The organism is Corynebacterium tuberculostearicum (assembly GCF_046097465.1).
Lineage (GTDB): Bacteria > Actinomycetota > Actinomycetes > Mycobacteriales > Mycobacteriaceae > Corynebacterium > Corynebacterium tuberculostearicum_I.
In genome coordinates, this window is record NZ_CP175799.1 from 835,272 (window position 1) to 861,529 (window position 26,258).

Annotated in this window: 25 protein-coding genes, 2 rRNA genes and 1 pseudogene; 10 read left to right on the forward strand and 18 right to left on the reverse strand. The window is 53.6% G+C overall.

The annotated features are described in order from the left end of the window. Nucleotides 1-230 precede the first annotated feature (230 nt). The 4 genes from ACKFRX_RS04040 to ACKFRX_RS04055 all read left to right on the forward strand — a co-directional run bounded on the left by ACKFRX_RS04040 (nucleotide 231) and on the right by ACKFRX_RS04055 (nucleotide 4,506). Nucleotides 231-3,296, forward strand: a 23S ribosomal RNA gene (locus tag ACKFRX_RS04040). 138 nt (nucleotides 3,297-3,434) lie between these two features. Then, nucleotides 3,435-3,552: ribosomal RNA gene (gene rrf, locus ACKFRX_RS04045) — 5S ribosomal RNA — on the forward strand. Between the two features lie 181 nt (nucleotides 3,553-3,733). Continuing rightward, nucleotides 3,734-3,874, forward strand: coding sequence for a hypothetical protein (locus tag ACKFRX_RS04050; RefSeq protein WP_408928159.1), 141 nt, complete (start codon nucleotides 3,734-3,736; stop codon nucleotides 3,872-3,874). Further along, entirely contained in the window at nucleotides 3,874-4,506 is a 633-nt protein-coding gene (locus tag ACKFRX_RS04055; protein WP_408928160.1) for a hypothetical protein, read from the forward strand. The genes ACKFRX_RS04050 and ACKFRX_RS04055 overlap by 1 nt, the downstream gene beginning before the upstream one ends. Before the next feature lie 31 nt (nucleotides 4,507-4,537). Here the strand turns inward: ACKFRX_RS04055 and ACKFRX_RS04060 are convergent, their stop codons facing one another. Beyond that, nucleotides 4,538-5,782, reverse strand: a complete 1,245-nt coding sequence (locus ACKFRX_RS04060; RefSeq protein ID WP_049377104.1) for an IS256 family transposase — start codon at nucleotides 5,780-5,782, stop codon at nucleotides 4,538-4,540. A 170-nt stretch (nucleotides 5,783-5,952) separates the two neighbouring features. Here ACKFRX_RS04060 and ACKFRX_RS04065 point away from each other — a divergent pair, with 170 nt between their 5' ends. The 3 genes from ACKFRX_RS04065 (at nucleotide 5,953) to ACKFRX_RS04075 (ending at nucleotide 8,581) form a co-directional block, all read left to right on the forward strand. Next, nucleotides 5,953-6,483: a hypothetical protein gene (locus ACKFRX_RS04065; RefSeq protein ID WP_408919103.1), complete on the forward strand. Its 531-nt coding sequence runs from the start codon at nucleotides 5,953-5,955 to the stop codon at nucleotides 6,481-6,483. Nucleotides 6,484-6,666: 183 nt separating this feature from the next. Continuing rightward, complete coding sequence (locus ACKFRX_RS04070; RefSeq protein WP_234447506.1) at nucleotides 6,667-7,323, forward strand: hypothetical protein; 657 nt, start codon at nucleotides 6,667-6,669, stop codon at nucleotides 7,321-7,323. A gap of 41 nt (nucleotides 7,324-7,364) precedes the next feature. After that, nucleotides 7,365-8,581 (forward strand): IS3 family transposase gene (locus ACKFRX_RS04075; RefSeq protein WP_408920301.1). Its coding sequence is split into 2 segments (ribosomal slippage): nucleotides 7,365-7,626 and nucleotides 7,626-8,581, totalling 1,218 coding nucleotides; the frame shifts between segments, so codons are not numbered across the junction. 3 nt (nucleotides 8,582-8,584) lie between these two features. Here the strand turns inward: ACKFRX_RS04075 and ACKFRX_RS04080 are convergent. The 13 genes and pseudogenes from ACKFRX_RS04080 to ACKFRX_RS04140 form a co-directional block, all read right to left on the reverse strand. Further along, complete coding sequence (locus ACKFRX_RS04080) at nucleotides 8,585-8,815, reverse strand: hypothetical protein (RefSeq protein WP_408919101.1); 231 nt, start codon at nucleotides 8,813-8,815, stop codon at nucleotides 8,585-8,587. A 62-nt stretch (nucleotides 8,816-8,877) separates the two neighbouring features. After that, a protein-coding gene (locus tag ACKFRX_RS04085; protein ID WP_156794336.1) for an IS3 family transposase occupies nucleotides 8,878-10,070 on the reverse strand; the annotation gives its coding sequence in 2 pieces (ribosomal slippage) (nucleotides 8,878-9,788 and nucleotides 9,788-10,070; 1,194 coding nt in all). A gap of 62 nt (nucleotides 10,071-10,132) precedes the next feature. Then, a protein-coding gene (locus ACKFRX_RS04090; RefSeq protein WP_100619247.1) for an IS3 family transposase occupies nucleotides 10,133-11,358 on the reverse strand; the annotation gives its coding sequence in 2 pieces (ribosomal slippage) (nucleotides 10,133-11,079 and nucleotides 11,079-11,358; 1,227 coding nt in all). A 14-nt stretch (nucleotides 11,359-11,372) separates the two neighbouring features. After that, nucleotides 11,373-11,783, reverse strand: coding sequence for a DUF3322 domain-containing protein (locus tag ACKFRX_RS04095; RefSeq protein WP_408920072.1), 411 nt, complete (start codon nucleotides 11,781-11,783; stop codon nucleotides 11,373-11,375). Between the two features lie 45 nt (nucleotides 11,784-11,828). Then, a pseudogene (locus ACKFRX_RS04100) lies at nucleotides 11,829-11,936 on the reverse strand (hypothetical protein); the annotation flags it as partial. Between the two features lie 47 nt (nucleotides 11,937-11,983). Next, nucleotides 11,984-13,105, reverse strand: a complete 1,122-nt coding sequence (locus tag ACKFRX_RS04105; RefSeq protein ID WP_200436333.1) for a YbfB/YjiJ family MFS transporter — start codon at nucleotides 13,103-13,105, stop codon at nucleotides 11,984-11,986. An 18-nt stretch (nucleotides 13,106-13,123) separates the two neighbouring features. After that, nucleotides 13,124-13,504 carry a carboxymuconolactone decarboxylase family protein gene (locus ACKFRX_RS04110; RefSeq protein ID WP_200436332.1) on the reverse strand — a complete coding sequence of 127 codons (381 nt, stop codon included), beginning with the start codon at nucleotides 13,502-13,504 and terminating at the stop codon, nucleotides 13,124-13,126. Further along, complete coding sequence (locus tag ACKFRX_RS04115; RefSeq protein WP_408928267.1) at nucleotides 13,485-15,323, reverse strand: FAD/NAD(P)-binding protein; 1,839 nt, start codon at nucleotides 15,321-15,323, stop codon at nucleotides 13,485-13,487. The genes ACKFRX_RS04110 and ACKFRX_RS04115 overlap by 20 nt, the downstream gene beginning before the upstream one ends. 54 nt (nucleotides 15,324-15,377) lie before the next feature. Further along, nucleotides 15,378-16,388, reverse strand: a complete 1,011-nt coding sequence (locus ACKFRX_RS04120) for an NAD(P)H-dependent flavin oxidoreductase (protein ID WP_408919098.1) — start codon at nucleotides 16,386-16,388, stop codon at nucleotides 15,378-15,380. A gap of 777 nt (nucleotides 16,389-17,165) precedes the next feature. Then, nucleotides 17,166-18,344, reverse strand: a complete 1,179-nt coding sequence (locus ACKFRX_RS04125; RefSeq protein ID WP_013887464.1) for an IS256-like element ISCre1 family transposase — start codon at nucleotides 18,342-18,344, stop codon at nucleotides 17,166-17,168. A gap of 111 nt (nucleotides 18,345-18,455) precedes the next feature. Next, the gene (locus tag ACKFRX_RS04130; RefSeq protein WP_408919097.1) at nucleotides 18,456-18,833 is read right to left on the reverse strand and encodes a type II toxin-antitoxin system death-on-curing family toxin; all 378 of its coding nucleotides are present in this window, start codon (nucleotides 18,831-18,833) and stop codon (nucleotides 18,456-18,458) included. Then, nucleotides 18,830-18,982 (reverse strand): hypothetical protein, encoded by a 153-nt coding sequence (locus ACKFRX_RS04135; protein WP_408919096.1) that lies wholly within the window; start codon nucleotides 18,980-18,982, stop codon nucleotides 18,830-18,832. Before ACKFRX_RS04135 ends, ACKFRX_RS04130 begins: the two co-directional genes overlap by 4 nt. An 87-nt stretch (nucleotides 18,983-19,069) precedes the next feature. Next, nucleotides 19,070-19,987, reverse strand: coding sequence for a toll/interleukin-1 receptor domain-containing protein (locus ACKFRX_RS04140; RefSeq protein WP_200436329.1), 918 nt, complete (start codon nucleotides 19,985-19,987; stop codon nucleotides 19,070-19,072). 133 nt (nucleotides 19,988-20,120) lie between these two features. Here ACKFRX_RS04140 and ACKFRX_RS04145 point away from each other — a divergent pair, with 133 nt between their 5' ends. Next, nucleotides 20,121-21,107, forward strand: coding sequence for a type IV toxin-antitoxin system AbiEi family antitoxin domain-containing protein (locus ACKFRX_RS04145; RefSeq protein WP_408919095.1), 987 nt, complete (start codon nucleotides 20,121-20,123; stop codon nucleotides 21,105-21,107). 20 nt (nucleotides 21,108-21,127) lie between these two features. Then, nucleotides 21,128-21,613 carry a nucleotidyl transferase AbiEii/AbiGii toxin family protein gene (locus tag ACKFRX_RS04150; RefSeq protein ID WP_408919094.1) on the forward strand — a complete coding sequence of 162 codons (486 nt, stop codon included), beginning with the start codon at nucleotides 21,128-21,130 and terminating at the stop codon, nucleotides 21,611-21,613. Here the strand turns inward: ACKFRX_RS04150 and ACKFRX_RS04155 are convergent. Next, nucleotides 21,614-22,806 (reverse strand): IS3 family transposase gene (locus ACKFRX_RS04155; protein WP_156794336.1). Its coding sequence is split into 2 segments (ribosomal slippage): nucleotides 21,614-22,524 and nucleotides 22,524-22,806, totalling 1,194 coding nucleotides; the frame shifts between segments, so codons are not numbered across the junction. It abuts the gene before it with no gap. A gap of 80 nt (nucleotides 22,807-22,886) precedes the next feature. On the opposite strand from ACKFRX_RS04155, the gene ACKFRX_RS04160 reads away from it, so the two are divergent. After that, nucleotides 22,887-23,342: a nucleotidyl transferase AbiEii/AbiGii toxin family protein gene (locus ACKFRX_RS04160; RefSeq protein WP_408919093.1), complete on the forward strand. Its 456-nt coding sequence runs from the start codon at nucleotides 22,887-22,889 to the stop codon at nucleotides 23,340-23,342. Between the two features lie 60 nt (nucleotides 23,343-23,402). Here the strand turns inward: ACKFRX_RS04160 and ACKFRX_RS04165 are convergent, their stop codons facing one another. The 3 genes from ACKFRX_RS04165 to ACKFRX_RS04175 all read right to left on the reverse strand — a co-directional run bounded on the left by ACKFRX_RS04165 (nucleotide 23,403) and on the right by ACKFRX_RS04175 (nucleotide 26,167). Continuing rightward, nucleotides 23,403-23,948 carry a hypothetical protein gene (locus ACKFRX_RS04165; protein ID WP_150850714.1) on the reverse strand — a complete coding sequence of 182 codons (546 nt, stop codon included), beginning with the start codon at nucleotides 23,946-23,948 and terminating at the stop codon, nucleotides 23,403-23,405. A gap of 205 nt (nucleotides 23,949-24,153) precedes the next feature. After that, nucleotides 24,154-24,783, reverse strand: a complete 630-nt coding sequence (locus tag ACKFRX_RS04170) for a DJ-1/PfpI family protein (RefSeq protein WP_408919092.1) — start codon at nucleotides 24,781-24,783, stop codon at nucleotides 24,154-24,156. 478 nt (nucleotides 24,784-25,261) lie between these two features. Continuing rightward, nucleotides 25,262-26,167: a trypsin-like serine protease gene (locus ACKFRX_RS04175; RefSeq protein ID WP_150850716.1), complete on the reverse strand. Its 906-nt coding sequence runs from the start codon at nucleotides 26,165-26,167 to the stop codon at nucleotides 25,262-25,264. Nucleotides 26,168-26,258: the final 91 nt, after the last annotated feature.

Below are 26,258 nucleotides of genomic sequence, written 5' to 3' on the forward strand. Positions count from 1 at the left end.
CCCTTTTTGTGTGCCTGACCATTATTCTTGTTGACACTTAATGTGTTGGTGGGGTGTGGTTGGGGTGTTGTGTGAGAACTGTATAGTGGACGCGAGCATTAAACACACCAGATGGATTGCTTTTTTGTGGTTTGTTTGTGTGTGTTTGTGTGATTTCTTTTTTCTTTAATCAATTTTTTGTCAAGTTCACTTGTGTGGCCACCCGCATGTTTGTGTGTGTGGTGGTTTGTGTGTTCGTTATTAAGGGCGCATGGTGGATGCCTTGGCATGCTGAGCCGATGAAGGACGTGAAAGGCTGCGTTAAGCCTCGGGGAGTTGTCAATTGAGCGTTGATCCGAGGATGTCCGAATGGGGAAACCTGGCCCTGGTTATGTGGGGTTACCCTTCAGTGAATTCATAGCTGTTGTGGGGGTTTACGCGGGGAAGTGAAACATCTCAGTACCCGTAGGAGGAGAAAATAATAATGATTCTGCTAGTAGTGGCGAACGAACGTGGATGAGGCTAAACCGTGTGCATGTGATACCTGGTAGGGGTTGTGTGTGCGGTGTTGTGGGCCCCAATTTACGGTGACTACCATCATCGTGCTCGTGTGTTGTTGTTAGGTGAAGTGGTTTGGAATGGCCTGCCGGAGAAGGTGAGAGTCCTGTAGTTGAAGACAATGGCATGTGGGTTGTTGGGTTGCCCGAGTAGCAGCGGGCTCGTGGAATCTGCTGTGAATCTGCCGGGACCACCCGGTAAGCCTAAATACTCAGTGTGACCGATAGTGTATGAGTACCGTGAGGGAATGGTGAAAAGTACCCCGGGAGGGGAGTGAAATAGTTCCTGAAACCATGTGCTTACAATCCGTCAGAGCACCGTTTGTGTGTGATGGCGTGCCTTTTGAAGAATGAGCCTGCGAGTCAGCGGCATGTCGCGAGGTTAACCCGTGTGGGGTAGCCGTAGGGAAACCGAATCCTAATGGGGTGTATAGTGGCATGTCCTGGACCCGAAGCGGGGTGATCTACCCATGGCCAGTGTGAAGCAGCTGTAAGAGGTTGTGGAGGCGCGAACCCACGTAGGTTGAAAACTGCGGGGATGAGCTGTGGGTAGGGGTGAAAGGCCAATCAAACTCCGTGATAGCTGGTTCTCCCCGAAATGCATTTAGGTGCAGCGTCGTATTATAGCTTGGTGGAGGTAGAGCGACTGGTTGGTTGAGCGGGACTACAATCTTAGCAATGTCAGCCAAACTCCGAATGCCACTAATTGTGTTGTACGGCAGTGAGACTGTGGGGGATAAGCTTCATAGTCGAGAGGGAAACAGCCCAGATCGCCGGTTAAGGCCCCTAAGGGTGTACTAAGTGGAAAAGGATGTGGGATCGCGAAGACAGCCAGGAGGTTGGCTTAGAAGCAGCCATCCTTGAAAGAGTGCGTAATAGCTCACTGGTCGAGTGGTTCTGCGCCGACAATGTAGTGGGGCTCAAGTACACCGCCGAAGCCGCGGCAAACATTTTGTTTGGGTAGGGGAGCGTCGTGCATGGGTTGAAGCGTTACCGTAAGGAGGCGTGGACTGTGTGCGAGTGAGAATGCAGGCATGAGTAACGAATTGATAGGTGAGAATCCTATCCGCCGGATGACTAAGGGTTCCTGGGTCAAGTTCGTCTTCCCAGGGTGAGTCGGGACCTAAGGCGAGGCCGACAGGCGTAGTCGATGGATAACCAGTTGATATTCTGGTACCCGTACATGCGCGCCCATGATGAAGCACTGATACTAACCACCGCGGATGCACTACTGGTCTTCTTTGAAGTCTGGTGGTGTTGATGTCGTGGGGCCTGATGTGTGGTTCAAGTGATGGGGTGACGCAGTGAGGTAGCCACGCCACTTATTGGATTGGTGGTGTAAGCGTGTAGATCGTGTGGTAGGCAAATCCGCCACACATGTGGTTGAGACGTGATGCGTAGACCCTTTAGGGTTGATGGTGGTGATCCTGTACTGTCGAGAAAAGCCTCTAGCGATGTGTGTGTATGGCCCGTACCCTAAACCGACACAGGTAGTCAGGTTGAAAATACTAAGGCGTTCGGGTGAACTGTGGTTAAGGAATTCGGCAAAATGCCCCCGTAACTTCGGGAGAAGGGGGGCCCCACGACGTGAGCATCCTTGCGGTGTTAAGCGTTGTGGGGTCGCAGAGAATAGAGGGAAGCGACTGTTTATCAAAAACACAGGTCCATGCGAAGACGTTAAGTTGATGTATATGGACTGACGCCTGCCCGGTGCTGGAAGGTTAAGAGGACCGGTTAGTAGTCTTTGACTGCGAAGCTGAGAATTTAAGCCCCAGTAAACGGCGGTGGTAACTATAACCATCCTAAGGTAGCGAAATTCCTTGTCGGGTAAGTTCCGACCTGCACGAATGGCGTAACGACTTCTCTGCTGTCTCAACCACAGGCCCGGTGAAATTGCACTACGAGTAAAGATGCTCGTTACGCGCGGCAGGACGAAAAGACCCCGGGACCTTCACTATAGCTTGGTATTGGTGTTTGGTTCGGTTTGTGTAGGATAGGTGGGAGACTATGAAGCCGTCACGCTAGTGGTGGTGGAGTCGTTGTTGAAATACCACTCTGATCGGATTGAGCATCTAACCTTGGCCCATGATCTGGGTTGGGGACAGTGCCTGGTGGGTAGTTTAACTGGGGCGGTTGCCTCCCAAAATGTAACGGAGGCGCCCAAAGGTTCCCTCAGCCTGGTTGGCAATCAGGTGGTGAGTGTAAGTGCACAAGGGAGCTTGACTGTGAGACAGACATGTCGAGCAGGGACGAAAGTCGGGACTAGTGATCCGGCACCTACTTGTGGATGTGGTGTCGCTCAACGGATAAAAGGTACCCCGGGGATAACAGGCTGATCTTCCCCAAGAGTCCATATCGACGGGATGGTTTGGCACCTCGATGTCGGCTCGTCGCATCCTGGGGCTGGAGTAGGTCCCAAGGGTTGGGCTGTTCGCCCATTAAAGCGGCACGCGAGCTGGGTTCAGAACGTCGTGAGACAGTTCGGTCTCTATCCGCCGCGCGCGTTGAAACTTGAAGAAAGCTGTCCCTAGTACGAGAGGACCGGGACGGACGTACCTCTAGTGTGCCAGTTATCCCGCCAGGGGTATCGCTGGTTGGCTACGTACGGAAGGGATAACCGCTGAAAGCATCTAAGCGGGAAGCCTGTTTTAAGATGAGGTTTCGTTAAGGTCCCCTAAAGACGATAGGGTAGATAGGCCAGACCTGGAAGCACTGTAAGGTGTGAAGGCTACTGGTACTAATTGACCACAACAAACACCAACACACTACGTGTACTGGCAAAAAGAATAAAAGAAGAAGAAACAGTCACTGTCGTGACCGCGTCCACTATGCAGTATCTGACACAACACCCACCCCAGGTGGGCACCCAAAAAGTAAGGGTATGTGCTTCGTATGTTTGTCGGTGGTCAATAGCTGCAGGGAAACGCCCGGTCCCATTCCGAACCCGGAAGCTAAGCCTGCACACGCTGATGGTACTGCAACCGGGAGGTTGTGGGAGAGTAAGTCACCGCCGACACCAAACAACAAAACAAAACTCCATAATGAAACAACAGGGAAGGAAACGGTAAACCACCGTCTCCTTCTTTTTATGTTTTGCTATTCTCCTCACCATGGACCAAAAGCAAATTTCTTATGTGGCGGACCAGGTTGAGCAAGGAATTCTTGGACTCGAAGGCGTCGATAAGCTCCTGGCTTAATTGGATAGCTTGCCTCCGGATGATTTGGTCGGCGTGGATTTCCTCGTTGACCGCATGTTTGAGGAGGAGCGTAACCAGATATGGGAGCTCACGGAAACGCTGATGGATTTTCACGCGGATTTGAAGGAAAGCCTGAAGTAGTGCAGACGCTTGTCGAAGCAACCAACACCCTTGTAAACCCCTCAGGTTTGAATCTGACTGACCCCGACGATTCACGGGCGTACGCCGACCAGGTGTGGCAGGCGGGTGTGCTTTTGAATGTGGCAATTGATGAGCCTCAACACCTGACCAGCGAAGGCGTCAAGTCAATAGAGCCTTGCGATATCTTTCCGGTCGCGCAACGGGCGCTAGAAGAGGTTCTGCTACAGTTGCCGCTGGTTAATGATCCAGTTAGGGCCGTGATCTGGTGCGCGGGGCGCTTGGCTCAGGAACTACCTCAGGCCGCCCAATTGGCCCAGGTTGACGGGCTGCGCTTAGCCGAGTGGCTGTTGGGCGTTCTCGAGTCGCCGTATGCGGAGCAGGTTGATATCGACCCCGTACAGTACGCGGAGGCTTTAGGACCTGAAGGCCTCAAAGAGCTGCGCGAGCGTGCGCAGGGTGAGTATGTCGGTCGTCGGTTAGCGGTGCTTTCCGGTTCTGTCGAGGAGGTATTTCGTACCCACACGGACGGATACGAGCAGCTCATTAGCGGGCTTTCGGAGATCGGCGGTCAAGTCCTGGGTAGTGGTGTATCTGTTTTCGAATCTGGGGTTAGTTTCATGGCGGTGGTTTAGGGGCCATCTCGGGGATAAGGGGTGAGGGTATTCACGCGGCGATCTCCTGGTTGTTGTCGCGGTCCTCGTCGATGACCCCAGCGGCGATGATCTCTTTGGTCTGTGCCAGGCTGGTCAGTGACATATAACGCTTCTGTTGGATCCAGTCATCGTGCTGTTCGGCCAAAACCGCCCCAACAAGGCGCACAACAGCGTCTCGGTTTGGGAAGATTCCTACGACATCGGTACGCCGGCGGATCTCCCTATTGAGCCGTTCAGTGGGGTTATTCGACCAGATTTTGGTCCACACCGCTCTCGGCGCAGCGGTAAACGCCAACAGCTCGTCGAGACACTCCTCGAGGTAGGTGGCAACGTGAGGGAATTTCTGCTGGCAGAATTCAATAACCTCACGAGCTTGGGCCCACACACTAGCGGCATCGGGTTGCTGAAAGATTGTGTGAAACATCGCTGACAGAGTCGGCCATTGGGTTTTGGGAACCTGGGCCGAGAGGTTCTTCGCGAAGTGTGTTCGACACCGCTGCCAACTAGCCTGCGGCAGGCAGTCACCCACGGCTGCTTGAATACCAAGATGGGCATCACTAGTAACGAGGAATACCCCGGTCAGGCCACGGGCGATGAGGTCCCGAAAGAACCCGGTCCACGACGCGGTAGATTCCGCGGTGGCAACCTGCATGCCCAAAAGCTCTCGGTAGCCGTCAGCGTTGACACCTGTGGCCAGCAACACGCTGGTCTTTACGACACGTCCGCCTTCCCGCACCTTCATTGTCAGCGCGTCGCAGGAGACAAAGTGGTAGGGGCCTTGGTCAAGCCGGCGGGTGCGGAAGTCATCGACCATGTCATCGAGTTCTTTGGCCATCTGGCTGACCTGAGACTTCGACAAGTTGTTGATCCCAAGGGTGGCCACCAGGTCGTTCATCCTGCGAGTGGAGACTCCTTTCAGGTAGCAGGTGGCGATGACTGTGGTCAGGGCACGTTCGGTGCGGCTGCGGCGCTCTAGCAGCCAGTCAGGGAAAAATGCGCCGGTGCGTAGCTTCGGGATTGCCACATCAATGCTGCCGACTCGGGTATCAAGTTGGCGATGACGGTAGCCATTACGTGTGTTGGTGCGCTCGGCTGACACGGTGGCGTAATCAGCCCCGCAGACGGTGTCTGCTTGGGCGGAAAGAATCTGGTTGATGAAGTCAGTGAGCATTTGGCGCATCAAATCTGGGGACGCTTGAGTCAGTAGCTCTTCGAGATACGCGGTCGGATCGATATGATGAGGGTCAGCGGCCATCGCAGGGTACTTCCTTTCGAGGATAGGTAAGAGTTGATTCGAAAGGTACCCGCGATGGTCGCCTTCATGCACACCGGCACAAGACTTACCGCGGGCTACAGATACACCACGTTAGGGGACGCAACCAGATCGGCCGGTTCGACCTTGCTTACACGTACTCGGAAGAAGCGATGCGAATCCTCCCCGCTGAGGAAACGTTCAACATTGCTGGTGGTTGGGCCGCGATTACCGACGTCCACTTTCCTCACCGCAGCCCTTACGTCAATGAGCGAGTATTCGACGCGTTTCCAACGCTTTCGAGAGCGAAAGGTCTTTTTGCGGCGGTGGGGGATAGCGCAGTGGAGCACATCGAGGCTCGGCTGCGCGATAAGCCCTGGGATCTTGCAATGTTTCAGTATCAGTGCCTACGCGATCCGCAACGAGCATGGGCGACAGCCTCGGACGCCGGGCTCCAACGCAATGTGGCAGAACGACTTCTTCCGCACCTGCCGGACCAGACCGTTCCCGTTCTCATGCAACTCATTGAGGACAAGCTGGAAACACAAGATGTCTATGGTCGCGACCAAGCGTATGAGTTGCTCGGGAAAGTTCAGAAAGCAGCTGAGCCGGCTTTATTTGAGGACTTTTTAGATCGCCTACAGCGGAAGTTTGCTGACTGCCCTGAAATTCGCAACCAGCTTGCCGACGCCGCCCAACCCTAAACCTTTGCTTTTACCCCCGCTGCCGGTTGTGGTGTGACTCTGGGGATCCCTGCAGATTTAGGGCACCCTTTTCGAACACAAACACCCCCACAGGGGTCACATGTCCACCAGTCGGGATACTATGAAGGCACTCGTTAGAAAACATATACGAACTCTGTTCTTCTCTTCTGGAGTGTCCTGCTTATGACTGCCACACTTGCCCCGCCCGAACCAGATACCACCCTCGACTACCCAGACACCCTCCTCATAGGTGACCACCCCGACACCGAGGCCCTAGACGATGGTGATGTGCCGGAAGCGTTCTACACCACCAACGCACCCGGCAACCACATCGGCAAAGCCGGCACCTACACACGCAAAACCTCCTGGTTCCTCTACCGCGCCATCCTCCCCCAACTAGACGACGACGTCGACCTGAGCCTCACCAGCCTCGCCAAAGACCTCGGCATCTCCTACCACAAGCTCCTAGGCTTCCTGCGCGCTCACTTCCGCATGCGCCAACTACCCCTCGTTACGCAAGTCCAAGGCCAGCACTGGATACTCGACCTGACCAAACTGCGCATCATCGACCGCGAACTCACCCGCCTAGACAACAATCCAGATCACCTCGAAGCCATCGACGCCGCACTCGCAGACTTCCTCACCCCCACCACACCCAACCAAACCGTCCCCACCGACGCCGACCTTCGCCGCTTCATCCGCACCTTCATCGACACCCACCTGCGCCCCGAAGACAAAGAACAACAACCCGAACCACGACTGCGCATCAACTACAACCCCGATAACACCACCACACTAACGCTAACCTGCGATAGCGCCACTGAGGTTACCCTCGTTTAGTGGACACCCTATTTGTACGGATCTTGTGTCCGTAGGAGAGGATGTTCATTGTGAGTCAACAGCGCAAGAAGTACACGCCGGAGTACCGGCGTGAAGCCGCGAACTTGGTAATCGAGTCAGAGCGCCCGATCGCTCATGTGGCTAAGGAGATTGGCGTCTCCGCCGGGCTTTTAGGCCGGTGGGTCAAACTCGAGCGTGAACGCCGAGGGGCCTCGGATGGGATGAGTGAGGCGGATCTTCGTGCTGAGAATGCTCGTCTGCGCCGTGAGTTGGCGGAAGCCAAGATGGATAATGAGTTTTTGTCAAAAGCGACAGCCTTCTTCGCCGCGAAGCAACGCGAGCAGAAAAGTTCGAATTGATGCAGCAGGAGAAGGCAAACTACAGCATCAAACGCATGGCACGGCTATTAAAAGTGTCTCGGTCTGGATACTACAAATGGGCTGATACGCAGCAGAAACGACTATCCGGAAAAGATAATCGTGCAACATTTTACGATGACGTTGACCGCAAGATTCATCAGATCTGGAAAGACTCCGATGAGGTTTATGGTGCTCCCCGGATCACCGCAGAACTTACCGAGCGTTACCGGATCACCCTGAATCGCAAGACTGTGGCTAAGCGGATGCGCCTGATGGGAATTGAAGGGATTTCACCGCGTGCCTTTGTCCCGGTGACAACGATTCAAGCTAAGCGTCAGTCGAGTCTTCCTGACCTGGTCAAGCGCGTGTTTGATACTGGTGAGCTCAACCGAGTGTGGATGTCGGATATTACCTACCTACGCACCAGCGAGGGATGGTTGTACTTGTGTGCGGTCCGCGACGGCCATTCCCGCAGGGTGCTGGGCTGGGCGATGGATAGCGTTCAAGATACATGCCTGGTCGAACGGGCCCTGCGGATGGCATATACACTGCGCGGTGACGTTCCTGATGGGCTGGTGTTCCACGCTGACCGCGGAACGCAATTTACCAGCGAGAAGCTCTGGGAAGTCTGCCATAACCTGGGCATTGCTCAGTCTGTGGGGCGTACTGGTGTGTGCTTTGATAACGCGATGGCTGAGTCGTTCTGGTCGACGCTTAAAACCGAGTTCTACGACCGTAAGCGTTGGCCAACCCGTGATGCCGCGCGCAAGGCCGTTGCCTACTGGATGGAAGTCGTTTACAACCGTCGGCGCCGGCACTCTGCACTAGGAATGGTCAGTCCCGTCGACTTCGAAAACCACATTGGTCTAACCACCAGTAGAAAAGAAATAGCTGCCTAAACACTAGGTAGCCCCACTACGTGTCCACGATTTGCGGGCAACCCCACCACCGCCACCATCATCGCCCGCCACATCGACGCCTACACCAACCAGACCACCACCACCGCAGCACAAGCACTCATCGACCTCATACTCGAAGACACCCACACCAGTGTTGCCATCAACACGTTTACCACCAACCCCGATACCAACCTGGTCTTTCACCCCGGTGCCGGATGGATAAACCTCAACCATGCCCCCACAGACAACACCTTCATCGGGCCTGGCCCCCGGAAAGTAGACACGTCGGGGGTTAGCTATGCTGCTTGGGTCAGTGTAGCTGAATTAAGCGCCTCGAAGTCATCGGGGGCTAGAAGGTTGCACCAGGAGTGCCGTCTGCGCGTGTTGTAGCGCATGCACCATCGGAAGACTTCCTGGCGGCAGCTGATTGGACTTTCAAAGAGTTTCCTATCACGCAGTACTTCACGCTTTAAGGTGGCGTTAAAGGATTCTGCTAGGGCATTATCGGCACTCGTTCCCACTGCTCCCATGGATTGACGCACACCAAGCTGAGCGCAGTGGTCCCTAAATGCCTGTGAGGTGTACACACTGCCGTGATCGGAATGGAAAATTGCCCCTTTAAGGCTTCCGCGGACCTTTCTGGCATGAGACAAAGCTTCGATAACCAGCGATACCCGCATGTGATCGGCGAGTGCATGACCGACAAGTTTGCGAGAGTAGACGTCGATGACCGTGGCAAGGTACATGTTTTTGCCACCCTTACACGGCAGGTACGTAATGTCGCCAACATAGACGTGGTTTGGCCTGTCAGCGGTGAATTTGCGGCCCACTAAATCTGGCATGACGCGGTGACCAGGCTTACGCCTGGTAGTGACACATCGGCGGCGCTTGGTAAAGCCTTTAAGCCCCATGGATTTCATGATGCGTGCGACCTTCTTGTGATTGATCGGGCCGAAATCCGTATCACTGTTGAGGCTCGCAGCGATGCGTTTAGCACCATAAAGCCCGTGCTCATCATCAAAAGTGGTCTTGATTTTTGCACCAATAAGGGCATCGGAACACATCTTTAACCTGCGTTTTTCGCGGGTTTGCACCCACTTATAAAACGAGGAGCGATTGAGCTTTAACACGTGGCACATCCGCTTAACCGAGTACTCGGTTCGGTGGTCATAGACAAACTGGAAGCGGATTACCAGCGTGTCTCTTCGGCAAAATATTTCGCGGCCTTGCGCAGGATGTCGCGTTCTTCACGCAGCTTTGCGTTTTCGTTTTCTAGCTGGCGGATCCGCTCAGAATCAGTCGTCGCCTGAGCTTTATCACGCATGTTTTTCGAGTGGGCACGTTTGCCGGTGCCGTACTGCTTAAGCCAGGAATAAAGTGAAGAACGATTGATTCCTAGCTCTGCTGAAGCCGTGTGAAGCGAGAGGTCCTCATTGTTTTCGTAGAGGGCTACAGCATCACGTTTGAACTGTTCGGAGTACCTAGGCATGGTGGTAGATTACCTTTCTTCCCAACCCAACCTGAAGCGTCCTGGGTTTAGTTCCGCTTCTTTTACGGCCCTGTGTTGATGGGCTGGGTGAGATAGTACTCGGTTTCTACTTCCTGTGGGGTGGCGTAGTCCAATGCTTCGTGAAGTCGCTTAGTGTTCCACCAATGCACCCACCGCAAGGTGGCCAGTTCGACTTCTCCGACCGACGTCCACGGGCCCTGGGCATGAATCAGTTCCGCCTTGTAGAGACCGTTGACTGTTTCGGCTAGTGCATTGTCGTAAGAATCGCCGATTGTTCCCACACTCGGGCGGATTCCTGACTCAGCTAGCGCGGTGGAATACTTCAGTGACACGTACTGGCTGCCCCGATCGCTGTGGTGAATTAGTTGGTTTCCATGGATTCGTCCTGCAGTCGTTAACGCATGTTCCAATGCCTCCATGGGCAGCGCATCGGTGCGCATTGTCGAGCGTGTAGCAACACCAACAATTTTTCGGCTGAAGACATCCACGACAAACGCGGTGTAGGCGAATCCTGACAGGGTGCGAACGTAGGTAATGTCGGCAACCCAAAGCCTGCCTGGTGCCTGCGCACGGAAGTTTCGGCGCACTAGGTCCGGGCGATGATCCGGTGTCTTCGGGCTTACCGTTGTTATTGGGGTTCGCCCACGTCTGCGGCCAGAAACACCTGCAAGTTTCATCAGACGTGCGGTCTTGTCGCGACCAATATGAAAGCCTTCGCGGTTCATCGCGTGCCACATTTTGCGGATGCCGTAGACCGAGAAATTCTCCGCATGCACACGCTGTATCTCTGGGATGAGCAGGCTATCGCTTAAGGCTCTTGCGCTGGGAACACGTGTGGTGGCTTTGCGGTAGCCGCGTGAAGTAATGAATCCACGATCTGCTTGTTTAAGGACTCGGCAGATGGCCTCGACCCCAAATTGATCTTTGTACGCGTCGATGTAGGAGATCATTTGGTCGTGGGTCGGTCGAGTTCCGCTGCGAAAAAAGCCGAAGCAGTTTTAAGAATCCCGTTTGCTCGTTTCAGTTCGCGGTTTTCGCGGCGCAGACGCCTGAGTTCTTCTTCCATTGTTTCGCCGCCTGAAGCGTCAGAATTATCGCGTACTGAGGCGCTGTCACGGTACCAGGCCCGCAACGTGTGGTGAGATACTCCAAGCAGCTCACCGACCTCTGTGTAGGCGCGTTGCAGTGAGCAAGACTCCAGGCGGACCATTTCGATGATCTGATGGACCGCCTTCTCCTTGAACTCGACGGAATACTTTCTAGGCATAGTTCAATCCTTCCTTAGCTGAGGTAGGAACTAAACCCAGGACGCTTCACTTTGACCATCGCCCACACCACCGTGCGCAAACGTGGATTGGCATCAATCTTGCGCCTTTTCGGTCTAAACCTACGCAACACCGATTTACGGTGCGCATGCGTGGGAAGATACACCCCAAATTCATCTCGGTTGCGTTTAAGCTCCTTGCTGATAGTGAGGGGTAAGCGGCGGTGGGTACCGATCCACTTGCCGTCTACACCTTCTACTGGAGCGCCCCGTTCCCATTTTCTGGAGTCAGGGTTGGCATGCAACCAAGTTAAACACGGCGCGAGGCGGCGCAGGTCATAGGTGCTTAAGTCCCTCCACTGGAAGTAGGTCCGGTGTTTGCGGTAGCGAGTCCTGCAGCAGCGGTGATGCGTTCCGGCACCGTTGATCGTTACACGGGTGAGAACATTGTTCTTGCCGAGGCCCGCGCTCGATCAATTGCGGGAGGTGTAGGTAGCCTCTGCCTGGTGTTGCCAGCGTTGCCAAGCACGGATGAAGTCCTTCGTTGCGCTGATATCGTAGGCGGTAGCAGCGGCCGCGGGCGGGTGAAGGGGTCAATCGATGCTGCGCCCGAGAGGCTGAATATGAATTATAATCTTGAGGCCTTAATTGTCACCATACCGATGATGATAGCAATGGTTGCAATGATAAATGATGTGCGGATTGAGTTTGACAACAGCACTCCAATGGCCGCAGGGCCGACGACTTGTCCTAGGCTATACCAAGTCGTTAAACGTGCAGCTCCACCGTTTATTCCATAAGTGACGCCCGTTGAAATAGTAAGCATCGTAATTCCCATGAAAGTAGCACCAAAAAGAACGGCAGCAACCATCAGTAAAACAGTCGAATTGCCAAAAGTGGCGGCAATTGCTCCAGCTACTTGGAATGTATAGCAACAAAGTAATGCACGACGTCGGCCAAAACGCTCTGCAAGCGCTGACCAGAAATAGGGAGAGGGGATCGCTGCGACGCCAGCTACGGCCCATGTGATAGCAGCTGCTGATGGGCCGAAAACAGGGCCGGCCAGCACAACGAGATATGTGCCAATAATAATGTATCCAAAACCTTGAAAAAAGTATCCCGCATCCAGTAATCGAAAAGCTTGATGAAGTTCTGGAGCGGATCGTTCCGTAGAATTGGCCAGTACCTTGCGATCCTTAGTCTTCTCTTCAGAGCCAATGGGCCAAGTCCAGGCGATGATGCTAAATAACGCACTGATTAGGGTGGCGCTACCCCACAAGTGTGTCCATGCCAAGGTCTGACCTAGTGACCATACCGTTAGTCCAGAAACGGTAATGCCTAAACCAACACCACCATAAACAAAGCCAACTAGAGAGGGGGACTGCACATTCTGGGTAACAAACTGGGTGATGCATACAAAAATGAATGCAGACGCTACGCCGGCCAAGAACCTAAGCAAAATATGTATTCCTGGATTATCTGTCAACGCCATTGCAGCAAGCAGCAGAGTTGAAAATAATAGCGAACTGCGATAAAGAGTTCTCGTTTTAGGTAGCCAGTTTTTAGAAAGGGTCAAAGATCCGAGCAGGTAGCCGAGATAATTTGATACTGCAATCCAGGACGAGATGGAACTTGACCAGTTTAAAGCTGCCATCATGAGGGGAAGTAGTGGCGTATAGAAGAACCTGCCGATCCCCATTGCCACTGCAAGTCCAAGTGTGCCTTGAATGCTTGAAGACGTTGCTCTCATCTATCTGAATCCGGTTACTTATGAAGTTACTTGTTGCTCTTCCGTAGCGATGCGTTGGGCAATTTTAGCTCCCTCCACTGCTGTAGGCATTCCTGAATAAACACCAGAATGAAGGATTGCTTCGATAATCTCTTCGAAGCTACACCCATTTCTTCTAGCTCCGCGAATATGCGTTTCTAGCTCTTTATGCCGGTCAAGGGCTGCAAGAATAGCTACTGTGATTAGACTGCGAGATTGCAAAGACAATTGTTCGCGCGGCCAAAGAAAACCCCAGGGAGTATTTTCCAAAAGTTCCAGAACAGGTCGTGCGGGTTCCCAACCGTTGAGCGTATTGTTGACGTAGTTGTCGCCTAGAACCTGTCGACGGATTTGATCGGCGTTATTGTTTCTTTTGCTCATGAAGGTCCTCCTGAATGCTTGAAGCGATTGCGTCTGCATCGTGAATAATCACAGAGTTTACAAACGGGCGTATAGTGGCAGCGGTTCCCCACTGTAGGCCCTCGAGGGGAATCCCGTATGCATAGAGAGAAACGCTTTGTTCGTTCTCAGACTGCACCCTGAAACTGTGTGGATCCACATCAATTGCCCCGGATACACAGGGGGTATTTTTAAAATAGTGTGGCCTGATAAGGCCAAGTGATGTAGCTGAAACGATGAGCGGATCTGCTGTATTTTGAATAGATGATGTTGGTAATCTTGCTTCCACTAGAGCCGTTGCTTCTCCTTTCTCTTGCGGCATCGATGGATTGAAATAGTCAACTTTTCCGCTTGACTCATCTATGGAGATGATTGGATCAGCAGGGAGCACAGTTAAGATACCCGCTTTGATTAGAGCTTGCATTTGCTCCAGTCTTTGGATCGGGGGGCCAATAGAAAGGAAAGCGTTAGTAGGGCTATACCTAGCTAAGAGTTCTTCCTTGAAGGACTCTCCCGTTATACGCCCGTATTGAACACATTCGCGAACCTCGTTTCTAATGTCTCTAAATACGTCTAGTGCAGCTTTGAGTGGCCCGGATTTATTTCCTTTTTCTGCCTCGGCGATGTCATTTTCAATCTTCGAAGCGACTGTGTCTTGGTAGTCGCGGAGCTTCTCTCCAGGGGAGTTGGTCCACTTTGCCTGAAAAAGCTCACCCCAATCCAAGGTCTCTGTATATCCTTGGCTGTGTCGCCATTCAACTAAACTGTGGCCCCCCTGCTTTGCAAGGCTAACAAGAGATTCTTCATCGTAATCGGCGTTGTTTGCTTCAAGGAGTGAAATTGTGAAAGCTAGTTCAACTTCCTGAGCGATTTGGGGCCAGACGTCTATAGAGAATGTAGCGTTCGAAAGAGTAGCAGCGTACTCTTCGGTTAGGATTCGTGGAACCCATCGTTCGTCAGGACGTTTTTGATTTTTTCCACGGGCATGGTGGGGCGCTCCCTTTCGAGAACATGCGATGATATGCGGTTCTTTCCCGGAAGGTATGTAGTGCTTTCCGTGTGCATTTTCTCTAAATTGCCCACCTCTTCCTTCCGTTAGGAGGATCATATAGTCAAAGAAGGTGAGGCCCATGCCTCGGAGAATGATTGATTCTCTTGCGGGGAGCTTTGCAGCTTTTTGGATAGATGCGTCCCCACTGGGAAGATAAGTTACTGTCGATTCCTTAGCTTTTTTAGAAAGACTCTCTTCCTTTCCGGAGAGATTCTGCGAAGTGTGGCCTAGAGACAGCACTACAGATTTAGCTTCTACACACCCTCCGAGACTGTCGTGTATGAGAAGTGAATCCTTTTTCTTTTCAAAGGATACTGCTCGCCTAGCGACCAATTCGATTGGGGAATATTCCCTTGAGTCCTTAAGTAGTTGATTCACTGACCATTGAAGATAGGCTCCATAGAGAGCGCGAGAACTATAAGTATCCTCGGTGGCGGAGCTTGCTTCTGCTAGCAGTACAGGGTCGGAAGATAAGAATTCTCGAGCATCGTTTGATTTAAGCCAGTCATAAAATGTGGGTCCAGTGGCATGTTGGCCGGAAAGTCCCGCAGATTCGTCGGGAAAAGCTGACAATTGTGCTGTAACAGTATTCATGAGCAGCAATTGACACTGGTAGGGGCTCCAAACTCTACCCGATCCAAAGCCGCTATCGTCATACCAGACAATATGGATTGACTTGTTTAAGTTTTCGTCCTTGATGCGTGAGATGAGTCTTTCAATGACGGCCATTCCTCGTGGTCCACCACCGATTACAGCTACGTCTGTGTGCGAAAAACTTACTTTGGACGATTCTTGCGCTTGTGATTATGGTAAGAGTTCGTCAATGATTTGTTTGGCAGTTGCTTCTCGGCAATTAGCGAATCCTTCGCCTGCCCAAAGGTTAAGATATTCGGGATCCTTTGCGTTATTGGCCTCAGCTCTCATTCCCGCAGTTAAGTAGTGGATTTCGGGGTAGATGTAGGGCGCCTGTGGTGTGAATGTATTGGTGAATGTATTGGAAATTGCCCGAGCCGGTTTCCCGGAGAAGGCATGGGTAATAACAGTGTTTCGGTTAGTTAGTTCCAGAAGTGCATGCCGGTGTGTGTCTTTTGTGCCTGCTTCCTGTGCCGTGAGGAAACGAGTTCCTACGATTACTGCGGTTGCGCCGGCTCTGAGTAGGTCTAGTGTATCTTCTGCTGTACCTACGCCCCCGCCGGCAAATATAGGTTTTTCTGTCTTCGCTATTGCATGGTGCAGGAGAGTTTTTGCATCGTAGGAAGATCCCTCTACGTTATTGTCTAGGACTGTTGCCCGGTGACCGCCAGCAGCCTTTCCTTGAAGAGACAGAATATCGCAGTCGAGCTGGATGATGTGATCGATTTCTCGTGGAGTTGTGGCATTGAGAACGACTTTCTTGCCTGCTCGACGAATCGTTTCTAGCGTATTTGTGTCAGGGTATCCGAAAGTTAAGGAAATGAACTTAGCGTTGGACTTCAACGCAATATCGAGTTTTCGATCGTAATGATCATCTGACCATTTAGGGTGTGAAGGGAAATCGGAGTAGCTTACGCACTTTTTAGTCAGTGCCTGATGATATTTAGAGTATTCGGCGTACTGGTCAGAATTGGGATGGGAAGGGTAAAATAGGTTAATCCCGAACGCCTGAGTGGTTAAAGACTCAACAGTGCTTACTTGTTCTTCAAGCTTTTCTGGAGTGAGGTAGCCACCGGCGAGAAAGCCTAACCCACCCGCATTGGTTACTGCTGCGCATAGCTCAGGAGTTGACGGCCCTCCTGCCATAGGTGCAAGAACGATAGGTTTTTCGAACAGAGCCACTGGAGATCCTTTCCAAGTGAATGTGGTGTGATGTGCATGGGATAAAAGCGAGCAGTGGTGGTGCTTTGAGCGCTTCTAGCGGTTTGCTATCTTGCCTGGATAGGGGGATTGGCTTTTGGATGTAAAGTTTTCACGTTGGCCTCACGGCGGAATGGTGTTAGTTCCCTGTAAGGGGTTTTCGACATCCACTGTAATCAAGGCGCTGTTGCTATCTCTACCATAGATTCATGTTCTTAGCAGAGAGTGAGAAAAATGGGCTCTCTACTGTATCTCGTTTGGGCCTAGTGCACGCTTAGGTGGCAGATGCTTTAGGCAGCGTATATTGTCTCATCGACCTTCATGTACTGCTATTGGTTTTAAGCTGGCTATAGCTCACCGGGTCGGTTATGTAGGTCTAAGTGGGCTTGAATTGCTTGTACTTGAAATCTGAGTTGCTTCCTTTGTTCGAGAGGATTATCAGCTAAACGGAGTAGTTCTTCAGCGAATTCGCGTGCTTGACTGGGGGTAAGTACCGTTTCAACAGGGGTGCCTTCATCCGAGGTGAAATACATGTAAACAAGACGTGTTCCGTCGGGAAGCTCCCCAATTCCCGTGAGTACACCTTCTAAGTCTTCTAGGACATTTGTTACTTCAAAGCCTGGGGGTAAATGGCCTACGTTACCGAGGAGGGGAGTAACTAGGGAGCGCAGAGTGTCCGCGATTTCTGATATCTCTATCTTTTCGTTGGCTATCGGGTTAAGCGACAAAATGTGTGTCTGCTATCGGCGTGTCGCGGGGTTAGATGTGGCCTTTTTGGATGCCGATTGAGTGTGTGTACTCGGTATCGATACCGTTGTCGTAGAGGGCTGGTTGTCCTGTTTCATAGTCGGCTTGGTTCTCGTTTCGGGTCAGGGTTGTAACTTTGGCGAGTTGGTTCTGGCCCCAGTTGGACTGTCTGGCGATTTCTATTGGATCGCCAGGCAGTTCCGTTTTCAGATACAGCCACCAATCCAGCATTTTGCGTTGGTGCTCACCGCGTCTGCCGCGATGAGTTCTTGCAAGGAGCTTCAGCTGGGCGTTGATGCCGCCTTCAAGACTGTTGGTGGTGGATTTGATCCGGTGCGGCTCGAGCACACCTTTCGGGGGCTTGAGGTAGACAAACAGCAGGTCATTGCGCCACAGGTGGTTGAGACTGTTGTAGGCCTTGCGCACGTTGACATGGGTCCACACGAGTGTGTCTTTTGCTGTTTTCGGGTCTTTGACCTGTGTCTTTTCGTTGAGCCAATCCTTGTAGAGCGTGTGAAACTCTTGCAGTTGTGCACCCCATTGTGCAGCCTCGTCCAGGGTGGTGATGCGGGTGAGTTTCAGCGCGAGTCGGTAGATGGTGCGGCCAGCATCAGTGCGTGGTCGTGAGGTGGTGTAGCGGCGTACTCTGCGTTGGGCGTGCACGAGGCAGCGTTGGATTTTGGTGTTTGGCCAGCACGTTTTAATTGCGCTTGTGGCTCCTCGGCCACCGTCGATCACAGCGATCAACGGTGCTTCGATGCGCTCGAGCAGGCGCTTGTAGTCGTGTGTGGTTTCTTGTTTGCACCAGTGCCAGGCGATGACGTGGTCGAGCGTTGCCGCCACGATCAGACAGCCACCTGCGGTGTAGGTGCCGTCGATGAAGATCTGGTCGTAGACCCTGCCTGTATGGCCGATGGTCGGGTCAGGCACGTCAACCAGCCAAAAGGCATCGAATTTGCGCTGCAGCGTACGTGTCGAGCAGCTCATGTTGCCGGCGATCGCCGCAAGACTGGTCCCGGCGGTCAGGTGCTGGATGAACGCACGAAATAGGGCTGCGTTGGTGATATCGCTGCGCTGCTTGGTCAGTGAAGCACCGCAGATTTTGCACCGCCACCGGGTCGTCCCGTTGCTGGTGGTGCCGTTTCGTTTCATATCGCCGCCACAATGGCAGCGTGGTCGGTTCTTTGGCATTGGGCAACCGAACCACCGCTCCGTAGCACACCATGGCAGCCACACCGGGGATTTTCGCAAGAGAGGGCCAATATATGCTTTTGGAGCATATATTTTCCGCAAACGCGGAGTTCAGAGCATGAAAATCAACGATTCCGGACACACATTTTGTCGCTTAACCCTGGCTATCTTTAAAACGAGGCGTTCAGCGGCATCTGCATCGACTTCTCCAAGCAAGGGGCCTACTGCCAAGTTCAGTCTGAGGAATAACCAGCAAGCAGCCCAGCCGGTCCGCTTATTGCCGTCAAGGAGACTTTGGGTAGTACAGAAGGAATGCAGTAATGCTGCGGCCTTATCCCAAGCGGTTGGGTAGGCATCATCGCCAAAAATGGTGGTCGACGGCCTACTTACATTTGCCTTGAACTGATTGTGCTCGCGGATACGCGGAGGGAAACCGCAAGCAATTTCACTGACGAGAAGAATCTCCTCCTCGTCAAGGTAAGTAGTCAAGCGAGACGACGGTTGAGATCTGCCGACCAATGTGCAATCTCCCGCCCTAATTCTTCCACGTGGCGTCGACGCTCTTCTTTATCCATGTCTTGAACTCGTAACGGGGAAGCGTTGGGGCGAATAAGCTCTGGGGGAGTTGGCTTTAGCATTTTCAACCGCTCTCCTTCCGTAAGAGTTGGAATCTGATGGATTTCCAACTCTATCACTTGTGGACAAGATTTTTGAGTGCTTCTTGCCTACTTCACTAAAGGTGGCAGGTTCCCCAGAGTGAGTTCTGAAGTTCTGTCTGTAGCGATTGTAAAGTGCATGAGGGTGACTGGTTCATACCCGTTAGAGCTAGATTGGAAAGTGAGGTCGTCGAGGCGATCGGGGTGTTTGGCAGCTGAACGTACTAGGCCAATCCTCCCGATGCCGTCATTATAGTGACGGACTGTCTTCTCTGATCCTGGTTGGTCTCCAATCATGAAGGGGTACTCGAGGATCAACTCGAAGCTGGCTTCACCACTTCCGAGCGTAAACCTCCCTGAGTTTTCGTGCAGATTTACGCTAACGTGTCCACTGGATTGACGGTGTTTCCAGTGAGCAGGATCATTGCGAATGGACACTCGAGCTTGTTCTGAGGTCTTTCCTACAAAAGGGTTTGTTCCCAGAGGTGGAGCAGGTTCAAAGGGGGCGTTGTGTAGCTGTCGCAGTAATTGCTCATATGCAGCTTCATGGTCGTCTCGAAAATCAATCCACGTACGACCGTCGAGGTATGTGGGAATAATTGGATTCGCTGCCACTGTGCCGGAGTTTGGAACAATTGGAATGACCCGATTTGCTTCTAAATGGCGGTAAATGGTTGGAGAAACGATAGTCGTTTCGGCGCCGACACCAGAGAAATGTCCGCCTCGGTTGTCAGCCTTTGGTCCGTAATCGTCTGAAAGTACGACCAAGATCCGCCCCGAAAGATTGCGGTATTGCTCCATGAACAAATTCAGGTTCTGGCCGGCGCAAACATCCCACCTATCAAGTCGAACATCAACGCCGTTCGACCGTAGACGTCGAGATAGATCAGTAACCCATGTGATGTGTTGTTCGGTGACGTGTGAGTAAGAAATAAAGACGATAGGTGGGTTCGATGGTTCAGTAGTAGAGATAGATGAATTCTGCATTTAAATATCTTACGTGGCGTCGTAGCGAAAAGGTGTCTATATGGGTACACCCTGTAAGACATGAATCCCATTGTTGAGGCTTCAGAATCTTCGTGAATGGCCCAAAAAGAACATATAGTGTAGTTTTTGTGGCATGAAGAATGCGGAAGCGACGGAGGTGGTGGGGGAGCTGGCTTCCCAGCAGTGGGGCCTGGTCACCACCGCCCAGGCCACAGCCTGCGGGGTTGATCTGCAGTCTCTGCGGCGTTTGGTCACGCGCGGGGTTCTCACCCGCGTCAGGCACGGGGTCTATGCCACCACCGGGACTTCTCCCTCTGCGGTCCTCGAGGTCAAGGCGCATTGGCTGGCGCTTCGCCCGGAGCTCATGGCCGCCGAGCGCACCGGTGATCCGTACCTCGCCGCAGAGGCGGTGGTTTCGCACACGACCGCCGCGGAGATGTGGGGGATCGGTGATTTGTGGCCGGACGGGGCACATTTCACGGTGCGGTCGCGACGCCGCAGCCGGCAGTCGGACGTCCGGTTCCATCGCGCAGATCTAGGGGACGATGACTGGGTGCTTCACCCGGTTTCGGGCCTGCCGGTAACGACGGCGGCCCGCACCATCGCCGATCTCGCCGACGCCGGCCACGAACCCGGGTATCTACTCGACCTGGTGGCGGACGCCGCCGGCACCTCCCTGGCGGAAAAGCGGGAGCTTCTGGAGGCTCTGACAGGAAAAGAGGAGGCCTTCGACCTGCCCGCGGGGGACGCGGCGGGGTTGGAGGATGTGCTGGGGGAGCATTTCCCGGCCCCCGAGTTGGACGGGCGGATGCGCGCGGCGATCGATGAGGCGGTGCGACCCCTCCGGGAGCAGATCGACACCCTCATGCGGTCCCTGGCGCCACGGGTCACCGTGGGCGAGGACGTGGCGAAGATGGTGGCCGGGACAGCTCTGCCACCCGGGTTTACAGCGGCGCTCCAGGAAAAGATCGCAGCCGGGATGTGGGGAAACGTTCCCGTCCTACCCGTTGCCGACACTACGGTGCCCCCTGGTAGGGTAACTTCAACGGACACCACCGGGAAACCCCGCCCACAAATCCCCGCCGGTGAGGCGGCGCGACGACGACAACACCGGAAGTGATGGCGATGAATCCCCCGCGGATGAAAAAGACGCACACCCAGATCACCGCGGCTCTCAAGGCGGAGGCGAAAGCCCGGGGTGCCAAGCCCAATGACGTCTACAACCAGTTCTTTCGGGAGGTTTTTCTCCACGAGTTGATGCGCCAGGACAGCGGGTGGGTGCTCAAAGGGGGTTCGAACATATACTGCCGCATACCCGGGGCACGCCATACCCGGGATCTGGACCTCTACCGGCAGGTTGACCCCACCTCTTCTGCCGATGCGGCCGACGCACTGGTACGCGACATGGACACCCACACGGCGGGTCCCTACACGTTCCACGTCCGCCGCCCCGATAGACGGGGCAGGGCAGGTGTGATCGACAGTGAGCGCGTGGATGTCACCGTCACCCACGGGGTCAACAACCGGCTGATTAATTTCGGCATCGATGTCAGCGGGGACCTGGAGGTGACGGGTGCGACGGAGACACGGGCCTGGCCCCCGGAAAGTAGACACGTCGGGGGTTAGCTATGCTGCTTGGGTCAGTGTAGCTGAATTAAGCGCCTCGAAGTCATCGGGGGCTAGAAGGTTGCACCAGGAGTGCCGTCTGCGCGTGTTGTAGCGCATGCACCATCGGAAGACTTCCTGGCGGCAGCTGATTGGACTTTCAAAGAGTTTCCTATCACGCAGTACTTCACGCTTTAAGGTGGCGTTAAAGGATTCTGCTAGGGCATTATCGGCACTCGTTCCCACTGCTCCCATGGATTGACGCACACCAAGCTGAGCGCAGTGGTCCCTAAATGCCTGTGAGGTGTACACACTGCCGTGATCGGAATGGAAAATTGCCCCTTTAAGGCTTCCGCGGACCTTTCTGGCATGAGACAAAGCTTCGATAACCAGCGATACCCGCATGTGATCGGCGAGTGCATGACCGACAAGTTTGCGAGAGTAGACGTCGATGACCGTGGCAAGGTACATGTTTTTGCCACCCTTACACGGCAGGTACGTAATGTCGCCAACATAGACGTGGTTTGGCCTGTCAGCGGTGAATTTGCGGCCCACTAAATCTGGCATGACGCGGTGACCAGGCTTACGCCTGGTAGTGACACATCGGCGGCGCTTGGTAAAGCCTTTAAGCCCCATGGATTTCATGATGCGTGCGACCTTCTTGTGATTGATCGGGCCGAAATCCGTATCACTGTTGAGGCTCGCAGCGATGCGTTTAGCACCATAAAGCCCGTGCTCATCATCAAAAGTGGTCTTGATTTTTGCACCAATAAGGGCATCGGAACACATCTTTAACCTGCGTTTTTCGCGGGTTTGCACCCACTTATAAAACGAGGAGCGATTGAGCTTTAACACGTGGCACATCCGCTTAACCGAGTACTCGGTTCGGTGGTCATAGACAAACTGGAAGCGGATTACCAGCGTGTCTCTTCGGCAAAATATTTCGCGGCCTTGCGCAGGATGTCGCGTTCTTCACGCAGCTTTGCGTTTTCGTTTTCTAGCTGGCGGATCCGCTCAGAATCAGTCGTCGCCTGAGCTTTATCACGCATGTTTTTCGAGTGGGCACGTTTGCCGGTGCCGTACTGCTTAAGCCAGGAATAAAGTGAAGAACGATTGATTCCTAGCTCTGCTGAAGCCGTGTGAAGCGAGAGGTCCTCATTGTTTTCGTAGAGGGCTACAGCATCACGTTTGAACTGTTCGGAGTACCTAGGCATGGTGGTAGATTACCTTTCTTCCCAACCCAACCGGGCTGGATATCAGGTGTCTACCTAACGGGGGCCAGGTCCCACTGACGGTGCCGGCGAGCTATCAGGTGGCCACGGAGTTTCTCCCGCCGAGTTTTCCCGTCCATTCCTATCCTGTAGCCAGTCAGCTCGCCGACAAGGTGTGCGCGATGTACGAACGCCACGGCGCGACCCCTCCGGGGCGGGCGTCGACGCGCTACCACGATCTCTACGACATCGCCCTGATTGCCTCTGAGTTGCCCGTTTCGGCGGCGGAGCTGAGCTCCGCCCTGAACACCCAGTGCAGGGTGCGGTCGATGACCCTGCCGCAGCGCATCACCGTGCCCGATAAGAAGTGGGAAAGCGAGTACCCGTTGAAGGCGCGGGCATTTACCGGGGTGCGCGACAACCTGAGGGATGTCGGTGAGGCGTTGCGTATCGCCGGTCTCCTTTTGGACCCCATCCTGGGCGGGGCTCCTGCCACCGCGGCTGGGGTGTGGGACCCTGTCAGCCTTGCCTGGCGGTAGGCGACGTCTCCTGCCCGCCACCGGTACCCGGGGAGCGGGGCGGGCATGACCCGCGGTATATTATCGCTGGCGGATTTTCTCGGCCTGCGCCTGTACCATGCGGGTGAAATCTTCGGGTGCAACTTCGGGGGAGCCGGAGACGGTGTAGGTGGCCCCATCGATCTTGACGTAGGCGATGCGGCTGACGGAGCCGTTGTCACCGGAAAGGGGAGAGGAGGACTGCGTCAGGGTCACCTCGGCGGCGGTGACGGAGTCGGCGCCGTCGACGCGCAGCTCCATGGGTGCCGCAGTATAGGACGTGGATCCGCCGGCGTGGGTCCTGGTGATCGACTCGCATACCGACACGTCACGGGGGTGGTTCAACAGCTGCGGGTCGGATGAGACGACGACGCTGAGTGTCGCGTCAGTGGACTCGTTGGTGAAGTCGCGGGCCGCGATGGCGTCGGGGTTCTGAACGATTTTGGAGATGTAGGTCACGCCGGTGGGGATTAAGGCAGCGCATTCGGCCGGGTCGGCGGTGACTTCCTGGGCCATGGAGACCATGTCCTGGTTGATGCCGGGACTTTCGGCTTCCTGATCCTGGATCATCTGGTTGATGCTATCCATGGTGTAGCCCTGAGGAAGTGCATGGTGCCGAAGTCGATGGCGGCACCGATGACTCCCACGATGCAGAACAACACCACTGCCCGGGCGTTTTTCGTGCACCTGCCCGTCGGCCGTGGTCTATCATGGGCGTCGTCGACTGTCTGGCTTGGGATGAGGTGCGTCTGCGGGGGTCGGGTAGGCCAGCTGGGGCTTTTTATAAGGTGAACTAGATAAGGCCATGAATATGGGCGAAGGGGTCGACAGTGCTGTCTGTTTGTGGCTGATATTCCGCTAGCGTGGTCGCTTCTTCAAAAGCTTCTGCACCGAAGAGGTGCTGGATCAGCGAGGCAGCCATGTCCAAACCCGCCGCAACGCCCGAGGATGTCCATATTTTTCCATCCTCCACCCAGCGGGCTTGAGATTGCCATTCAACATCATCATCCAAGGAAGAAACCCAACCGAATGCCCTCTTGTTGCTCGTTGCTCGGCGCCTTTTAAGGAGACCCGCGGCTGCCAGTAGGGCTGAACCAGTACAAACCGATGCCACTATCTCGGCGCGCTGTCCCGTTTCCTTTAACCAGGACAAGAAGGTGGTGTCTTGAACTAGGGTTCGCGTCCCCGCACCCCCGGGGATCAGGAGAATATCCGGATTCTCGAGGTTTGTGTAAGGCAGATCTGTCAAGACACGTACACCCTGGGCGCTCTGGACGGGCTCTTTTTCCTTTCCTAAAAAACTTATACGTATGTCCGGAACCTGACTCAAAAGCTCCACCGGCCCAAAGACGTCTAACACCTCGAATCCTTCAAAAAGGATGACGGAAACATGTCGCTCCTCAACCAGCTTTCCCATAGTCATAGATTACGTGGTAGAGGGTGTGTCAGCGTAGTACAGCCCATCGTCCCCTGTATCTATTTTTCCAGTTGCAGAGTTGGTTACTGCTGCTATGTTTAATTCTGCCTGCCATGGCGTCCCTTGGCTTTGGTGGGTTGCGCAAGAAATGGACACCGCTTTCCGGTGCGGTAGAAGCCCCTAGGCGTCGTGGTGAGCACCTAGGGGCTTTGTCATGACCTGACATAGAGGCAAGCTCTCGTGGTTGGATATAAAACTCCTCCAGCTTTTTGAGAAAAGCTAGAGGTCGCCGATCTCTTTAACAGTTATGAAGCGGCGTTTTACTTCTGTCCCAGAAGTCAGGAGAAGGACTTGGGACTGTGTACAGTTCCAAAGCCTGCCAGTATTGACTAGCTCAAGTTCAGCAGAAAGATACTATTTTTCTGGACTTATCTACGTTATTAGCCTCTGAAGAATGCTTGTCTTACTCAGGGCATTGATGTTTTTAAAAATGGCTTGAGCTTGATAGCGAGGACATTGCAGAAGAGCTTTTTCGTGTTTCTTTATGAGTATCTGGGACATGGGGCTCAACGGTTGGATGAGTTACAGGGGGAGCATACTTAAGGCCGTTTTCTGCTTTAACTTTTTCTTGAGGGGAAAGTCCCACGTTAGAGTGGACGGTTTCATGTACCCAGTCAGCTCTCGGGGGGAGGTTTGTATGCCACATGGGCCTATCTTTTCCATCGGTGCATTCTGGGTTAAATCCGCCGGCAGTGTGTACTGCGTAGAGAGTGTTGTTTTTGTAGACAGGTGCTCCTGAATCTCCGCCGCAGGATCGTGAGTCCGTTGACGATTTTCCTTTGAGCAGATCGGTATACGTAACGTTTCCGAAGTTCAGGGAGTCTACTTTTTCGGAAATGACTGTTTCCGCCGAAGAAGCATAATCATGAGGTTGACCATAACCAGTAAGTACGGCTTGATCCCCGATCTTCAACGGCTCTGTGGCCACGGTAAATGAATCGGCATTGATTCCGTCACCGACTTTAATAAGCGCAACATCTTCAGTAGAAGACTTGGTATAAATAGCAGCGATACCTGCTACTTCACCATCTGATTGGCGGAGAAAACCATCCATAAAAGGTGAATTAGAGACACAGTGATGTGCGGTCAACCAGAAGTTGTCCCCTACATAGCTTGCTGTGCAATCACGCCGAACACGTTGTTGCTGTGAGTCATCCAAACTTGGAGTTACTGACCACAAAGCCGCAATACGATTATCATTCACCGGGACAGTACTGCTTGCCTGCAATGAAGCGAAGTCATTATCTGCAGCGACGGCCACCGAAGAGCAAGCTCCTAACGCAGTAAATGCGCAGGCTAGAGAAGAAAGACCGAGTTTAACTATTTTCATGGTTACCCCACGAGATTAGAAAGGAGAACTTTTTTACTTAACCAGCGTAGCCTGCCACCAAGCTATAAGCTGACCTAGTAGAACAACTCCT